The organism is Tolypothrix sp. PCC 7712 (assembly GCF_025860405.1).
In the GTDB taxonomy this organism is placed as follows: domain Bacteria; phylum Cyanobacteriota; class Cyanobacteriia; order Cyanobacteriales; family Nostocaceae; genus Aulosira; species Aulosira diplosiphon.
The window spans coordinates 2347889-2363651 of the sequence record NZ_CP063785.1 but is presented as its reverse complement, the minus strand read 5'-3'; the positions used below and the strand labels follow the sequence as shown (position 1 = coordinate 2363651).

The window sequence follows — 15763 nt, the reverse complement described above, 5'->3', positions numbered from 1 at the left end:
TATCCCTTGTCCAATGTAAATAAGCTGTTCCACATTTAACTTGCATATATTGGGCTGTCAAGATGCCCAACGCCACAAGAAATATACAATTTCATAATTATGCAAACTAGATGTGGTTTAGCTTACAAATGACGAATGACTAATGACGAAGGAATACCTTCATGGGTAGTGATGTAATTTAGATGTTTTTTAGCTTAGTTCACCATTTGACAGATGATTTTTGATTGCTCTGTCTGGCAAAGACGCGATCGCAAAGAGGGAGCAAAAATTTATTTGCCATTACTATCAAAGACCGTTACCACAAAGCGAGAGACTAGATAGTTGGTTAATTACGAGTTATTTTTCTTTACTATTCAGACATCCTAGACTACTGTATGATTTGACAAAGGTATATCTTGCAACTTATAAGGATGTCTGGAAGGTTTTAAGAGGAGACAATTAAATACTAAGTAATAGCGACTGTAATAGCCGCCCAAAAGACTAGTAAATAATGCTTCTCAGGTATCCTATTAAAGACTCATGAATGGGTGCTTGTGAATTCTGTGGCGAAGATTTAAAAACAGGTGTGAGAATTCCATGTTGAATAATTTAACTCATTGGCAAGCTAAACTTGCTTCATTAAAAGCTGTATGGATCGCTTTGCTGCTCTCGTCTGGTGTTATAGCCAGCCCTCTGCAAGTCTTAGCTCAAGCTGAGGGTGATGCAGTAAATAATATTAAATCAGACAATACTAGTACAGTCGAACAGCCACTTACTACTCCTCAGCAAACTGTAGTCGATCAAAATCCTGTAAATCAAGAGCCGTCAACCAATGACTCTAGTTTGGCTGAGAACAAACAGGAATTAGGATCGCCTCTGATAATATCCGATCTCACCCCAGTTGATGGGTTAAATCAGTTTAGCTCTAATGCTGCTGACCTCAGCTTAACCCCAGGTGAAGAGGATACCAATAATGGTATGGCGCAAGTCAACTCCGTATCGCAGTTACGGGATGTGTCGCCTGGAGATTGGGCCTTTACAGCTTTGCAAAGCTTAGTGGAACGTTACGGCTGTATCGCTGGTTATCCAAGTGGGACTTTTTTGGGTAACCGCGCCATGACTCGTTATGAATTTGCGGCGGGTTTGAATGCTTGTTTAGAACGAGTGCAAGAATTAATTTCCACAGCTACCTCCGATTTAGTTAAAAAAGAAGACCTGGGAACTTTACAAAAGTTACAAGAAGAGTTTACGGCTGAACTAGCAACCCTACGGGGACGTGTAGATGGCTTAGAAGCACGAACTGCTAAACTGGAAAACCAACAATTTTCTACCACTACAAAACTATTTGGTTTTGCTTGGATGAACTTAGCAGCTGGGTTTTCTGGAGGTGGTGTACAGAAAGAGACTGGAAACCGGGTAGTTAGAGGAAGTAGCGATCGCGAAATTGTCAGAGTTGACGACCCCAATGCTACCCTCACAGGCTTAGTCTGGCTGGACTTTGTCACCTCTTTCACAGGTAAAGATAGCCTAGTACTACAACTAGCAATGGGTACTAGCAACGCATTTCCTGGCCCCTTGGCTAATTCTTATGCTTCTGCTGGCTTAGATTATTCATTCGCTGATTTTACTACTGGCCCTGGGGCTATCATCCCTACTGAGATCACGATTAGAGAACTTTACTATCAATTTCCCGTCACCAACAACCTTCAACTCGTAGTAGGGCCCAGGTTTAACTTCTTCCGCTTCTTAGAAGGAAACCAATTCTCCTTTACTTTCACCCAAGGGCCACCAATCTTTAACTACATGACATTTAACTCTGCTAACAGTACCTTGGTCAATGCCATTGACCGTGGTGCTGGTGCAGTAGCAATGTGGGATATTAATAAAAACTTTCTGCTCAAACTGGCTTATCTTAGTGAGACAGATGAATATTTACCTAGTCCACCGTTTAACTCAGCTAGCAATCCGTTTCAGGGTTTATTTGGCGGGACTAATACCCTGACCGCAGAACTAACTTTTAGACCCAGTAATACTTCTAATATCAGATTTCTTTACACTCGTACAAATATTGAAGGATATAGGTTGAATAGGGATGGCGTGAGACAACTAGGGTATGGACTCACAGAACCCTTTTATGGTGTAGCTGATGATGGTTTTGGTGGTGATCTCAATAATGGGACAGCAGACACCTTTGGTATCAACGCTGATTGGCGAATTACTCCTAAATTCGGCATTTTTGGTCGTTATACTTACGGTAGCACCGCTATTCGTCCAGTTAACCCCAATATCCCCAGAGGGGAAATCAATACCCAAGCATTCCAGTTTGGTATGGCTTTCCCAGACTTGGGTAAACCAGGCGCAATGGGACAGCTTTCCTTCCTCATCCCAATGGATATTTTATCGGGTCGCCAGTACCTAGTATCTGGAGGCGGTAACGGTGGTACTTGGTATGAAGTTGAGGGCAGTTATTTCTTGCCCATATCCAGCAATATCGCCCTTGTCCCCTCTTTTTCTGTGGTGATGAATGCAAATAACTTCGATAACAACCCGACTATTTTTGTGGGTAACTTAAGGACGCAGTTTAATTTTTAATTGGTCAAGGGGGGAAGGGGGAAGGGTTAAGGGGGAAAGGTAAAGGGAAAAAGGGTCAAAGGTAAAGGGTGATACATTCTTTGCAATTACCTATTACCCATTACCCATTACCCATTACCCATTCCCCATTATCGGTAGCAATATCTGAAACCTGGTATCCCCTGGTTGAGAGTGGAGGTGGATTTGGCCGTGATGCTTATCGGCTATGAGACTATGCACAATGTCCAAACCTAAACCGCTACCTTTACCCACCCCTTTGGTAGTAAAAAATGGTTCAAAAATCCGGGTCTGAATTTCTGGGGGAATACCAGGCCCGTTATCGGCTATTTCTACAATCACATAATTATCTTTTTGATAAGTACGTATCCAGATTTTGCCTTTACCTTCTAACGCATCAATGGCATTATCTAGCAGATTTGTCCAAACTTGGTTGAGTTCGCTGCCATAGGTATTAATCAGTGGTAAATTTTGGCTGTAATCTCGTGTAACAGCAATACCTCCCTTTAGCTTATGACCGAGCATTGTTAAAGTATTTTCAATACCTTGATGTACATCTACTTGATGTTGTAGCAGCGGATTGATATGAGCATAGGATTTAATTGATTGCACCAATTCGGAAATCCTCGCTGTACTTTGTTCAATTTCGCCAATTAGTCCCAGAGTGGTTAAATTTGCGCCTAACCAATGCACAACATCGCTGATTGCGACATCTGGGATTTGATCGGCTAAAGCATCTAACTTGTCAGCATCTAATCCAGCATCAACCAGAGTTGATGTAATTTCCCAAGCTTGATTAACCTGATGGTCTTCTAGCCAATTTGTAATTTCATCTTCGCGATCGCTTTGGCTAATTAAATCCAGTTTATGGGAAACACGGCTATCTTGCTGTAACTGAGCTAAAAAATCTAGTTGTGCTGGGGTAAAGGAATATTGATGAAGACGTAGCGCTAAAGTTTGCGACTCTTGGAAACGCGATCGCAACTCTTCTGCTACCCTAGCACCAGCAGCAGCAGGATTTTTCAACTCATGGGCTAATCCGGCGGAGAGTTTACCTAATGATGCTAATTGTTCCTGCTGTTGTAACTGCGATTCTACAGCTTTGGTTCTAGCCGCAAAAGTAGAAAGCACAACATCAGCCAAGGGTGGGAAAGTAGCAATAATTTGTTTAAAAGTCTTCAGTTCCAGCTTTAATACCCGACTAGGCTGAGTTGCATAACCAGTCGCAAAGGAATCAGCTTCCATTAATATAGAAAGTTCACCAATAAACTCACCTCGTTGATGCTTGGCGAGTAACTTTTCTTCTCCCCCCACCTGCTTAGTTACTTGAATTTCCCCATCTAAAACCACATGGAAATCGTAACTATGTTCGCCTTCCTTAAATAAATATTCACCTACATTTAAATCAATCTCAGTCCCATAGCCTTGAAGATGCTGCAACACTTCATCTGATAACTGGGGAAAAAGCGCGATCTCATTAGGTTCTTGCAGCATAGAAAATACCTTATAGAAATTAATTTATAGTTTGGGAATTGGGAATTGGGCATGGGGCATTGGGCATTGGGCATGGGTAATTGGGGTTTGTTATTTCCCCTTGTCTCCTTGTCTCCTTGTCTCCTTGTCTCCTTGTCTCCTTGTCCCCTGATCTCCCTCATCCCCAATCCCTCATCAATCCGTCAATACAACTGGTAGACGAACTTGAAAACAGGTATTACCAGGACAGGAGGTAAATCGGACATCTCCTTTATGTTTCCCAACTACAGTGCGGTAAACAATATCCAAGCCTAATCCTTTACCTTCGCCTACGCCTTTGGTAGTGAAAAATGGTTCAAAAATGCGCGATTGGATTTCTGGCGCGATTCCTGTGCCATTATCGATGATTTCTATCAAAACTTGGTCGTTTTCGCACTTTGTATGTATGCGAAGCTGACCTTGACCCTTAACTGCATCAATGGCATTATCAATCAGGTTAGTCCAGACTTGGTTTAATTCGCTACCATAGGCGCTGATTCTGGGTAAATTGCCATACTCTCTAATTACCGCTACTCCATCCTTGAGTTTATGGTGCATCATCTTTAAGGTACTTTCAATACCGTCATGGACATTCACCTCTTGTAAGGGGGCTTGATCCATGTAAGAGTAGTCTTGCAGAGCTTTGACTAGCTCATAGACACGGGATGAGCCTTCGTCTAGTTCGGAGAGTAAGTTTAATCCGCTCAAGCTGGCTTCTAGCCAAGCTAAGATATCCCCTAAAGATTCTGCTGGGACTTGCTGCGTAATTTTACTGAGGTCGTTAGCATCTAAGCCGACTGCAACTAAGGTAGGCGCGAGTTTCCAACCATCACTGACACCATTGTCATCTAACCAATCAACCAGTTCATCTTCGCGATCGCATCTGGAAAGGGGAGACAATTGAGTAGTTTGCTGCTGCTTGGCAATTACTTCTTGCTGCAAACCACCCAAATATTGTATTTGCGGCTGGGTAAATTGTCGTTGACTCAGTTGCAACACTAGCGAGGGTAACTGTTGAAATAGCTTTTGCAATTCTCCAGTTCCCCGCCTAACTGCAGCCATCGGGTTATTCATTTCATGGGACAGTCCCGCCGCCATTGTGCCTAAAGCCGCGAGTTTTTCCCGCTGCTGAGACATGGACTGTAACTCTTGTACCCGCTGCGCCATTGTTTGCAGAATCAAGGTGGTGACAGCCGGCATGGTGGCTAGCATTTGCCAGAATTTATCTTTGTCCAATTCCAGGATGTGGCAAGGCTGCACAGCTTTGCCACCAGCCCAATAGTGAGTTTCTCCAGTTAAAATGGGCAATTCCCCAAAGAAGGTTTTTGGCCCATAGGTAACTAAGACAATTTCTTGATTGCCTACCTTCTGGGTAACTTGTACCTCACCGTCAATCATAATAAAAACTTGTTCGGCAGGATCGCCCGCAGAACGGTGGATATCACCAGGTTGCAGCCATATTTCTTTGCCTTGTTCGCACAACCACCGCAATTGCTCATCGCTTAAGCTGGCAAATAATTCTACTTGGCGTAATTCTTCTATGTCCAGCATTACAACACCTTAGCAAGATACTGGTGGACAAAACTAACACATATTGAGCCTTCACCCACGCCCGAAGCTACGCGCTTCACGGAACCATGATGCACGTCACCCACAGCAAAAATTCCTGGTACACTGGTTTCGAGTAAGTAAGGGTCTCTATCTACATTCCAGCCTTTGGGACGTTTGCCATCTTTGATTAAATCAGGCCCAGTCAGGATAAAGCCACGTTCATCCCGTTCGACAATTCCATCTAACCAATCGGTATGGGGAACAGCACCAATGAAAATAAACAGAGAGTTAGCTGGGACGGTTTCTTGTTCCCCAGTCACATTGTTGAGAATAGTTAAGGCTTCTAAACTTTCTTCACCTTTCACCTCAACGACGCTGGAGTTAAGTTGCACAATAATATTGTCTGTAGCACCAATCTGATCGACGAGGTATTGTGACATTCCTTTACCCAGATCGTCACCACGCACTAACATATGTACTTGCTGGGCATACTTGCTGAAGTGCATTGCGGCTTGTCCGGCGGAGTTAGCACCACCCACAATGTAGACTTTTTCGTTGCTACATTCCATTGCTTCGGTCATGGCTGCACCATAATATACACCCCGACCTGTGAGTTTTTCGATTCCAGGGACATTTAACCGCCGCCAAGAAACACCCATCGCCAAAATTAAGGCATGACAGGCGATTTCTGAGCCATCTTTGAGTAGTGCATAACGATAGTTACCGTTGGTGCGAATTCCTGCTACTTCCTGGGGCGTGAGAATTTCTACACCAAAGCGTTTGGCTTGGGTAACGCCGCGTCTAGCTAAATCTGCACCACTTAAACCAATGGGGAAACCGAGGTAGTTTTCAATCCGCGAACTGGTTCCCGCTTGTCCGCCAGGGGCTTCCCGTTCAATCATCACCGTTCGCAGCCCCTCAGAAGCCCCATAGACGGCGGCGGCTAACCCGGCTGGCCCGCCACCGACAATTGCTAAGTCGTAGAATGGCTGTTTAGCTTGGGTTTGCAATCCAACTTTGGCTGCAATTTCAATATTGCTGGGTTTTACTAAACGCTCACCATCTGGCAAAATTACCAAAGGTAATTCGGCGTTATCTACGCCACTATAGTTAACTAACTCTTGGGCTTCCTGATCTCGTTCAATATCTAACCATTGATAAGGAACGTGATTGCGGGCGAGGAAATCTTTGATTTTATGAGAATTAGGCGACCAACGATGACCAATCACGCGAGTCCCTTCAAAAGGTGGACGATAAGAAGCAAACCAATCATCTAGTAAATCATTCAGAATAGGATACAACCGCTCTTCTGGTGGGTCCCAAGGCTTAGTTAGGTAGTAATTAATACTAGTTTTATTAATAGCTGCGATCGCAGCATCGGTATCTGCATAAGCAGTCAGCAAGGCGCGTTTCGCTTCGGGGAAGATAGCAATTGCTTGTTCCAGAAACTCTACCCCAGTCATTTGGGGCATTCGCTGGTCAGCCAGAAATAGTGCTACTGTTTCATTACGTAATTTTAATTCTTTGATGGCCTCTAGTGCTGCTGCGCCTGAATCTGCACGTAAGATCCGGAAGCGATCGCCATATTCCTTACGCAAATCCCGCGCGATCGCTTGTAAAACCTGAGGATCGTCATCCACGGTCAGAATCATTGGTTTAGCCATAAAGTTTACCTATGTTGCTTTCTCTTTACTTATTATTAATTGCCGTGGGTTTTAATTTATAAAATTGGGGTTTGGGAATGGGTAATGGGTAATGGGTAATGGAAATTTTCCCCTCATCCCCCTCATCCCCCTCATCCCCCTCATCCCCCTCATCTTCCCAATCCCCAGTCCCCAATCCCCAATCCCCAATCCCCAGTCCCCAATCACCTACACCCCATTCATCGCCCGCCACACTTTCTCTGGTGTCAAAGGCATATTCAGATGCTTGACTCCTAGAGGAGTAAGAGCATCGCAAACAGCATTGACGATTGCAGGTGCTACGGGTGGATTGCTGACATCCCCAGCTCCTTTGGCTCCTAAAGGGTTATGTGGTGTGGGGGTGACGGTACGCGCTAGTTCAAAGTGGGGTAAGTCAGAAGGTTTAGCGATCGCATAACTGGTGAGGTCGTCTGTGAGGATTTTGCCAGACTCATCATAAACAGCTTCTTCAAATAAGGCTTGGCTAATCCCTAGATAAATATTGCCGTGGGTTTGACCATCAACAATCATTGGATTGCCCACATTGCCAAAATCATTGACTGCGACGTAGCGCACTACTTCAACTTCACCAGTTTCTTGATCGACTTCCACGACGGCAATATGAGTACCAAAGGGATAGCTAAAATCTGGTGGATCGAAGAAGGTAATGACTTCTAAGCCTGGTTCCATTCCTGGTGGTAAATCCCAAGCATACCAAAGGGCTAAGGCTATATCCTGTATGGTTTTGACTTGATCTGGTTGATTTTTAGGATAGAATTTACCATCCTCAACAATAATCTCATCCTCTGGAACTTTGAAGATATGAGCTGCCATTTTTCGGGCTTTTTCGTTAATCTTTTGGGCAGCTTTATAAACTGTCGCACCTTCAACGCTGAAGCTCCGGGAACCATAACTACCCTGAGCGTAAACAGCACCTCTGGTATCGGAATGTATTACCTCAATGCGTTCAATATCAATCCCTAGTTCTTGGGCAGCAACTTGAGAGAAGGTGGTTACATGACCTTGACCGTGGGGCTGACTACCTGTAATTAAACTAACATCACCTGTGGGATGTACGCGCAGGTGAACGCTACCCCAAGTACTACCATTGAGACCAATATCTGTAGCCATAATTGGCGAAGGGCCAACACCAGATATGGCGACAAAGGAACCAATTCCGACACCTAAATATTTACCTCGCGCCTTGGCTTGTTCTTTGAGTTGGGGAATATTTTTGTAATCCACCATTTCTAAGGCTTTATCAAGGGCGACTTGATAATTACCGGAGTCATAAGTCCAGCCCAAACCGTTCTTGTAAGGGAACTGATCGGGAGGAACCATGTTTTGACGGCGGACTTCGGCTGGATCTAAACCGATTTCATCAGCAAAGAGGTCAACCAAACGCTCAATTACACAGTGGGCTTCTGTCCTTCCCGCACCACGAATTGGGCCTGTTTGGGTAGTGTTGGTGAATACGCAATAAACTTCATAAAAAGGATGCTCAATGGCATAAGCCCCCGATATGCTGCGCCCTGTCAAACTTGTAGGCGCGCCAGGGCCGTTGGTACCAGAAAAAGCGCCAAGGTTGGCGTAGTTGGTGCAATAGAGGGCTGTAATTTTGCCATCTCTGTTACCCGCCAGGGTGGCATACTCTATATGATCGTGGGAATGAACGGTGGTACGTGCTAACCCTTGACGAGTATCTACCCACTTGACCGGGCGACCGAGTTCTTTAGCTAAAAACAAGGTAATAGCTGTATCTGAATACAGATATCCTTTAGAACCGTAGCTTCCGCCCATGTGGGGAACAATCACCCGCAGTTTGTTGTAGGGAATTCCTAAAACTAATTGTGATAGCAAAAAGCGGTTACCGTGGGGAATTTGGGTATTTGTCCACAGGGTATAGTCTCCAGTTTCGGGATTGTAATCTGCGATCGTGGCTCGGGTTTCGCTAGAATTGGCAATCACCCGGGGAATGCGAATTTTTTGCTTAATCACTACCTCAGCAGCTGCGATCGCTTTTTCTGTGGCTTCTTTATCTCCATAACTGGCATACTGGTTCAAATTACCAGGTATGTTGTCATATAGTTGCGGTGCATCTGGCTGCAGCGCTTCCTCAGCATCAGTCACAACTGGTAGCGGCTCGTACTCTACCTGAATGCCTTTAAGAGCGTCATATGCTTGTTGACGGGTTTGGGCCACCACCACAGCCACAAAATCGCCAACATAGCGTACTTTATTGATAGCTAAGATAGTTTGACCTGCTGGTATGCCATAGGGATGGGGTGGAAATTTCGCCTCTGCACCGCCAGGATTCATAATCACGGGGAGGGGAAAAATTGCGCTAGTATCGGCTCCTGTAATTACTCGCACCACTCCTGGCATTTTTTCTGCCACACTGGTATCAATGCTCTTAATCAGAGCATGAGCCTCAGTACTGTGCAAAATTGCCATGTGTAACATATTTGGCAGAGTGATATCTGCTGTAAATTTGGCTTCCCCGCGTAATAATTCTGGATCTTCCCGCCGTTTAATAGAGGTTCCCAATATTGGTTGAGCCATATTCTCTTTTAGTTAACTCTTCTAAATTAAGGCAATAAAACTATCTTACCTCTTACCGCTTGTGTATCAAGTAAATGATGTGCTTCCTTAGCTTCTGATAAACTCATTGTTTTATCAATTAACGGCTGAATTTTCTTTTCAGCTAACAATTTAAGAAGAGTTGTTAAATCTTCTAAATACCAGCCATGATGTTCTTGTTTAAAAGTCGAAATGGCATAAGTTAAGACTTGTTTATCTTTAGATATTAAATTTAATGCTAAAGATGCACGCCACCAAAAGAATACTTCTTGTAAATCTGGTTCTGCTTGTCCGTGCAAAATGAATGAAGCGCCAAAAGTTACTATCCTACCTTGTGGTCGCAAAGTTTGATAAGAACGGAAACAATTTTCTCCACCAATGGAATCCAAAACCACATCTACACCATCACCAGTGAGACTCTTAATTCTTTCTTCAACATTGCCATTTCTATAGTCAATGGGAGTGGCTCCCAATTCGATAATTGTTTGATGTTTTTCTGGAGATGCTGTACCATACATCTCCAGCCCTGCTAATTGACCTAACTGTAGAAATGCTGTACCAACACCCCCAGCAGCAGCGTAAAGTAATACTTTTTCACCAGCTTTGACTTCTGCAATGCGGTGCAATATTTGATAAGCTGTGAGGTAATTTAAGATGACTGCTACAGCTTCTACGGGATCAAGTCCATCAGGCATTAATACCAAGTCATTTTCTGATAAATTAATAAACTTTGCGTAGCCACCAATCTTAGTTAATGCCGCGACTTTCTGACCTATTTGGAATTTGTTGACTCCATCACCGCATTTGTCAATAATTCCGACAATGTCATATCCCGGAACAAATGGAAAAGAGGGAGGATCTACCGGATACACTCCCTCACGCATTAATATATCTGCACTAGAAACCCCGGTTGCTAAAATCTTAATCCGCACTTGTCCAAGTTTTGGTTCAGAAATATCTTGCTCAACTAACTTTAAATTTTCTGAACCGCCTTTAGCTGTCACTAGTACGCATTGATTTTTCATAAATTGTCAATTCCAATACTAAGGTAAAAGTCCCTGATAATTAAGAACAGAATAACTGTTAATTAAGACAGCAATCAAGGGAGATGATTCTCATCTAGTTGCTTAAATTGACCATTTTACCAAAAGTATCAAGTTTGACAATTATCTGGAAATCTTTTCTATTACTAGCTTTGATTGATATTGTCTTGTCTATCTATGATAAGTAATTGTTTTATATCAGCATAAATACTTTCATGTATTTAAATAGATGAAAATTTTGGTTTTATATATAACTAATTAGTAATTTATAAAATTTAACAAGATTAATTAATATAAATTAAGTATTTGGTAGTGTGCGTTAGGTGTAAGCCGTAACGCAATACTGCTCGGTTAAGGATTTTCAACTCGGAATTTGGTTTGGGTAAAAGGTGTATCCCTGCGCTTCAGCAAGCTACGCGTAGCGTCTTTGCAGGAGAAAGGGTAAGGGTTAAAGGTTTTTTCTTGCCCCTTTTCCCCTTCCCCTTTTGCCCTTAACCGACAAGTATTGAGCCGTAACGCACGAAAAGTTACTCATTGATAATTTATAAAATTTAAAATCAATTGTTGGGTAAAAAGCAGAAACTCAATTTATCAATTTATCTTCTTTCCTACTGTAATTGAATGGTATATTCCTATAAATTTCACCGTCGCAATAACTTCAAGGCAATTTCTCTACCATAGTTACGTGATATCTGTACCCAAAGCTTAGTTAAAGACTCTATTAAAGGAGCAGTATTTAATAGTCCTGCATCCACTACATCAAAACCAAGTTCTTCTCCCAGTTGGGTAACTATAGCTTTAGCTTTTGGGTCATCGCCACAAATAAAAGTGCTAGCATCTTCAGAGCCAAACTTTAAATTAGTGAGATTGTTTGCACCCAGAGTACTGAACGCTTTTATTACTTTAGCTCCAGGGAGTGCCCTAGCAATATCCTCAGCTGCTGAACCAGTAGTATCAGGAGGCGGGGGTATCATGCGATTAGTGCTGTCGATGAGAATTTTATCGCTCATCAGCCCTTGAATTTCTTGTAAAACTGCTGGTACGTTTTGCCAATGTACAGCTAGTAACACCACTTCTCCGAAAGAGACAGCTTCTTGTAAACTACCTGTGTGAACGCTAGACCCTAACTCATTCAATAAAGCTTTTACCTTATCACTGTGAGGTTCTCGCACAGCAAAAAAAATCTCATGTCCCTTTGCTGCCCAGATTTTACCCAGATTACCGCCAATATTACCTGCACCGAGAATTCCGATTTTCATGATTAACTATTAACTATGTTGACGATTGTTCGACTTGCAGCACAATTTTTCCCCGAATCCCGCCATTCTCAATCAATTCATGCGCTTGACGAGCTGCAGCCAGAGGTAATACTTTACCAACAACAGTTTTAATTTTGCCGCTATCTAACAGCGCCGCGATTTCTGTTAATTGCGAAGCTTGAGGCTGCATCACCAATCCCACCGCACGAACGCCTTTTTCTAGAGCAGTCGCTTGAGAGGGAGGAAGAGAGGAAATTAACGAAACCAAAATGCCATTAGGTTTAATGACTCCCCAAGAACGTTCCCGTGTATCGCCACCGATTGTATCTAAAACCATATCTACATTGCTGACGACATCTTCAAATTTAGTGGTTTTGTAATCTATCACCTCATCAGCGCCTAATTCCTTGACCAACTCTAAATTATTAGCTGATGCTGTGCCGATGACTTTGGCTCCCTTTAACTTAGCCAACTGTACAGCAAATATCCCAACACCACCCGATGCCGCATGGATGAGTACGGTTTGCCCTGGTGATACTCCCGCGACATCAAATAAAGCTTGCCATGCTGTCATAGCAACAACGGGAATAGATGCGGCTTGAATATAATCGAGGGTTTTTGGTTTTGCAGCTAACTTTTGCGGTTGCGCGATCGCATATTCGCCGTAAGCACCAGAACGGCTCACTTCTGCAACTCCATAAACCTCTTGACCTAAATGGAAGTTTTGCACTGCTGATCCAATCGCCGCGACTTTACCGGACATATCCAATCCCAAAATGAAGGGTTTAGGATAATCAAAAATCGCTTTCATGCGACCTTCACGGATTTTACAATCTAGGGGATTTACTCCAGCAGCATGAACCTCAACTAAAACTTCTTCTGAACCAATTCCAGGAAGAAGAGCATCTTCATAAACAAGTACCTCTGGTTTGCCGTAGGAATGAGTGCGTACTGCTTTCATAAATTTTCCTAAATCTTCATCGCTAGAGGAAAATCACGCCACTGGCGTGATTTACTGAAGTAATGCTTCACTATCTGGCGTGAATTGGCTTTTCATTGTGAGATAGCCGTCCGCCACTACGCCCGCTTCTTTGGGCAATCACTTCAGCCATAATTGAAACTGCTGTCTCTTCGGAGGTACGAGCACCGATATCTAGCCCAATTGGGGCAGAAATCCGGTTAATTTCCGCCTCAGTCAGTCCAGCTTCTTGAAGACGACTGATTCTATCTTTAGTAGTTCTGCGGCTACCCATTGCCCCAATATAAGCGGCTGGTGTTCTCACAGCGCTAACTAAAGCGGGGACATCAAATTTGGGGTCATGAGTGAGAACAACAATCATAGTCCGGTGGTCTACATGAGTGCTTTCTAAGTATTTATGGGGCCATTCCACAATCACCTCATCAGCTGCGGGAAAACGTGCAACTGTGGCAAAGCTATCGCGCGCATCGCAAACAGTCACCCGGTAACCCAGGACTTTAGCTAATACAGAGAGCGATCGCGTGAAGTCAATGGCACCAAAAATAATTAAGTGAGGTGGTGGAGCAAAAGACTCTATAAAAACTGTGACCTCTGCTTGCCGACATTCTTCATTTAAAGCAAAGTCAGACAATTTAGTCAGCCCTTGATGCAACATTCCTTGAGCATCATCAGCAACTATGCAATCAATCTCTGCATTACCGAGGGAACCCAAGCGATCGCCCTTGTCGTTGACAATCATCTTGGCTCCTGCTTGCATTCCCTCCACCACTGTACAGATAGCTATGGGTTTCTGTAATGATTGGCGAATTGCTTGGAAAATCTCCCTCAAACTGAGATTACTGCTATGTAATTTGTCTGAGAACTGCTGGATAAAAATTTGAATTGTCCCGCCGCAGGTTAAGCCAACCGATAGACCCAATTCATCACTGACCCCATAGCTTAACAGCCGTGGTTCGCCTGATTGGATGACTATCAGAGCTTCTTCTACCACGGCTGCTTCTACACAACCACCGCTAACAGAACCAAGAACTTCTCCAGCATCGTTAACCGCCATTACAGCACCGACTTCCCTAGGGCTGGAACCTAAGGTTTTGACCACAGTTGCTAATGCTACAGTATGGCCCAGATTTAGCCATTGTTCGACTTCATCTATTACTTCTTTCATCGGTGCTTTACCTCAATTGCTATTGCTGTTCTTGCTGCTGTTTTTGCTGCTCCAATATACCTGGTAACATCCCTGCAAGGTATTTTTCTATACCTTTAGGATCTTTGAGCAGTTCAGCTGCCAAATAAGTTGCTTGGTCGCCTGGATAGACATCTTCAACTTCATTAATGACAGCATCTAAAGCTACTCTAACAACTTCTGCGGGTGCAACCTTTGGCGGTGGATAATACTTAGCAAATTCAGTATCGACTGAACCTGGCATAACGGCAACTACTAGGGTTCCTTGGGCTGCTAATTCTGCACGCACACATTGAGTTAGGGATAATTCTGCTGCCTTAGACGCGCAGTATGTACCCAAAAAGGGGAGGTTAATTTTACCTAAGAAAGAAACTAGGTTGACGATTACTCCCCCACCATTTGCTTTTAGTACAGGAGCGAAGGCGCGACACATCCCCATTGTCCCAAAGTAGTTGGTTTCCATTTCCTGACGTGCACCATCCATATTTGGTGCAGAAATTACTCCTTGGTCATGGGTAATCCCAGCGTTATTGATCAGTACATTGACATCTTGGTATTGGGCTGCTGCTTCATTAACTTGAGCTAGGTTAGTAATATCAAGTTTTATCGGCACAATTTTGTCAGGATTATTAGCCTTCAAACTTTCCAGAGCCTCTACTCTACGAGCTGCGGCGTAGATTTTCCCAACACCAGCGCCTAGTAATCCCTGAATGAACTCTTTTCCAATACCACCACTCGCACCTGTAATTAGAACTACACTACCTTCAAGTTTCATAGCTTTATTCACTCCATATGATTTTTATCTAGGGAACAGGGAACAGGGCGCAATTGGGAATATTATTTTGTCTCCCTCATCTCCCACCTCTCCCTTATCACCCTCATCACTCCGGTCACCACTACCTAGCTTTGCTGTAATTTTTCAGCTGCATATTTAATGGCACTGACAACATTTTGATAGCCTGTATCTCGTGAATAAATCCCATCTAACCAAGCACGAATTTCTGTTTCTGTAGGATTGGGATTTTTTTGCAAGAGATCCATTGAAGACAAGATCATTGCTGGTGTACAAAAGCCGTTTTGCACTGCGTGCTTTTCCCAGAATGCTTCTTGAATAACGCTCAGTTGCCCGTTTTTAGCAATACCTTCAATGGTAACAATATCGCCACCATCCGCTTGCACTGCTAGCACAAATGAGCTTTTTACCGATACGCCATTGAGTAAAATTGTACACACACCAGAAGTCGAACCGCCATCATCTTTTGTACCTGTTAAACCAAGATGATCTCTGAGCAAGTCTAATAACAGTAGATTGGGTTCAACATCTGCTGTATATTTTTTACCATTAACTCTCAAGGAAATTTCCATAGATGTAGCTTGTTCTAAATTATTTGTCTGCAATTCCAGAC

General features: G+C 43.4%; 12 protein-coding genes. 1 reads left to right on the top strand and 11 read right to left on the bottom strand.

Annotated features, from left to right (window positions below):
* Positions 1 to 576: 576 nt before the first annotated feature.
* On the top strand, positions 577 to 2571 hold the full coding sequence (locus HGR01_RS09625) for an iron uptake porin (protein ID WP_045874477.1): 1995 nt from the start codon (positions 577 to 579) through the stop codon (positions 2569 to 2571).
* A 114-nt stretch (positions 2572 to 2685) separates the two neighbouring features.
* Here the strand turns inward: HGR01_RS09625 and HGR01_RS09620 are convergent, their stop codons facing one another.
* From HGR01_RS09620 to HGR01_RS09570, 11 genes are all read right to left on the bottom strand, one after another.
* Positions 2686 to 4062, bottom strand: a complete 1377-nt coding sequence (locus HGR01_RS09620; protein WP_045874476.1) for an ATP-binding protein — start codon at positions 4060 to 4062, stop codon at positions 2686 to 2688.
* Between the two features lie 174 nt (positions 4063 to 4236).
* On the bottom strand, positions 4237 to 5631 hold the full coding sequence (locus tag HGR01_RS09615) for an ATP-binding protein (protein ID WP_045874475.1): 1395 nt from the start codon (positions 5629 to 5631) through the stop codon (positions 4237 to 4239).
* Positions 5631 to 7295, bottom strand: a complete 1665-nt coding sequence (locus HGR01_RS09610; RefSeq protein ID WP_045874474.1) for an FAD-dependent oxidoreductase — start codon at positions 7293 to 7295, stop codon at positions 5631 to 5633. The genes HGR01_RS09615 and HGR01_RS09610 overlap by 1 nt, the downstream gene beginning before the upstream one ends.
* Positions 7296 to 7320: 25 nt before the next feature.
* The gene (locus HGR01_RS09605) at positions 7321 to 7527 is read right to left on the bottom strand and encodes a hypothetical protein (protein ID WP_045874473.1); all 207 of its coding nucleotides are present in this window, start codon (positions 7525 to 7527) and stop codon (positions 7321 to 7323) included.
* Positions 7503 to 9875, bottom strand: a complete 2373-nt coding sequence (locus HGR01_RS09600) for a xanthine dehydrogenase family protein molybdopterin-binding subunit (protein ID WP_045874472.1) — start codon at positions 9873 to 9875, stop codon at positions 7503 to 7505. Before HGR01_RS09600 ends, HGR01_RS09605 begins: the two co-directional genes overlap by 25 nt.
* 26 nt (positions 9876 to 9901) lie before the next feature.
* On the bottom strand, positions 9902 to 10918 hold the full coding sequence (locus HGR01_RS09595; protein WP_045874471.1) for a medium chain dehydrogenase/reductase family protein: 1017 nt from the start codon (positions 10916 to 10918) through the stop codon (positions 9902 to 9904).
* 659 nt (positions 10919 to 11577) lie between these two features.
* The gene (locus tag HGR01_RS09590; RefSeq protein ID WP_045874470.1) at positions 11578 to 12195 is read right to left on the bottom strand and encodes an NADPH-dependent F420 reductase; all 618 of its coding nucleotides are present in this window, start codon (positions 12193 to 12195) and stop codon (positions 11578 to 11580) included.
* Positions 12196 to 12208: 13 nt separating this feature from the next.
* On the bottom strand, positions 12209 to 13156 hold the full coding sequence (locus tag HGR01_RS09585) for an NADP-dependent oxidoreductase (protein ID WP_045874469.1): 948 nt from the start codon (positions 13154 to 13156) through the stop codon (positions 12209 to 12211).
* A gap of 70 nt (positions 13157 to 13226) precedes the next feature.
* Positions 13227 to 14339, bottom strand: a complete 1113-nt coding sequence (locus HGR01_RS09580) for an XdhC family protein (RefSeq protein WP_045874468.1) — start codon at positions 14337 to 14339, stop codon at positions 13227 to 13229.
* 19 nt (positions 14340 to 14358) lie between these two features.
* On the bottom strand, positions 14359 to 15132 hold the full coding sequence (locus HGR01_RS09575; RefSeq protein WP_045874467.1) for an SDR family oxidoreductase: 774 nt from the start codon (positions 15130 to 15132) through the stop codon (positions 14359 to 14361).
* A 125-nt stretch (positions 15133 to 15257) separates the two neighbouring features.
* Positions 15258 to 15755 carry a (2Fe-2S)-binding protein gene (locus HGR01_RS09570; protein WP_228045656.1) on the bottom strand — a complete coding sequence of 166 codons (498 nt, stop codon included), beginning with the start codon at positions 15753 to 15755 and terminating at the stop codon, positions 15258 to 15260.
* Between the last annotated feature and the right edge of the window lie 8 nt (positions 15756 to 15763).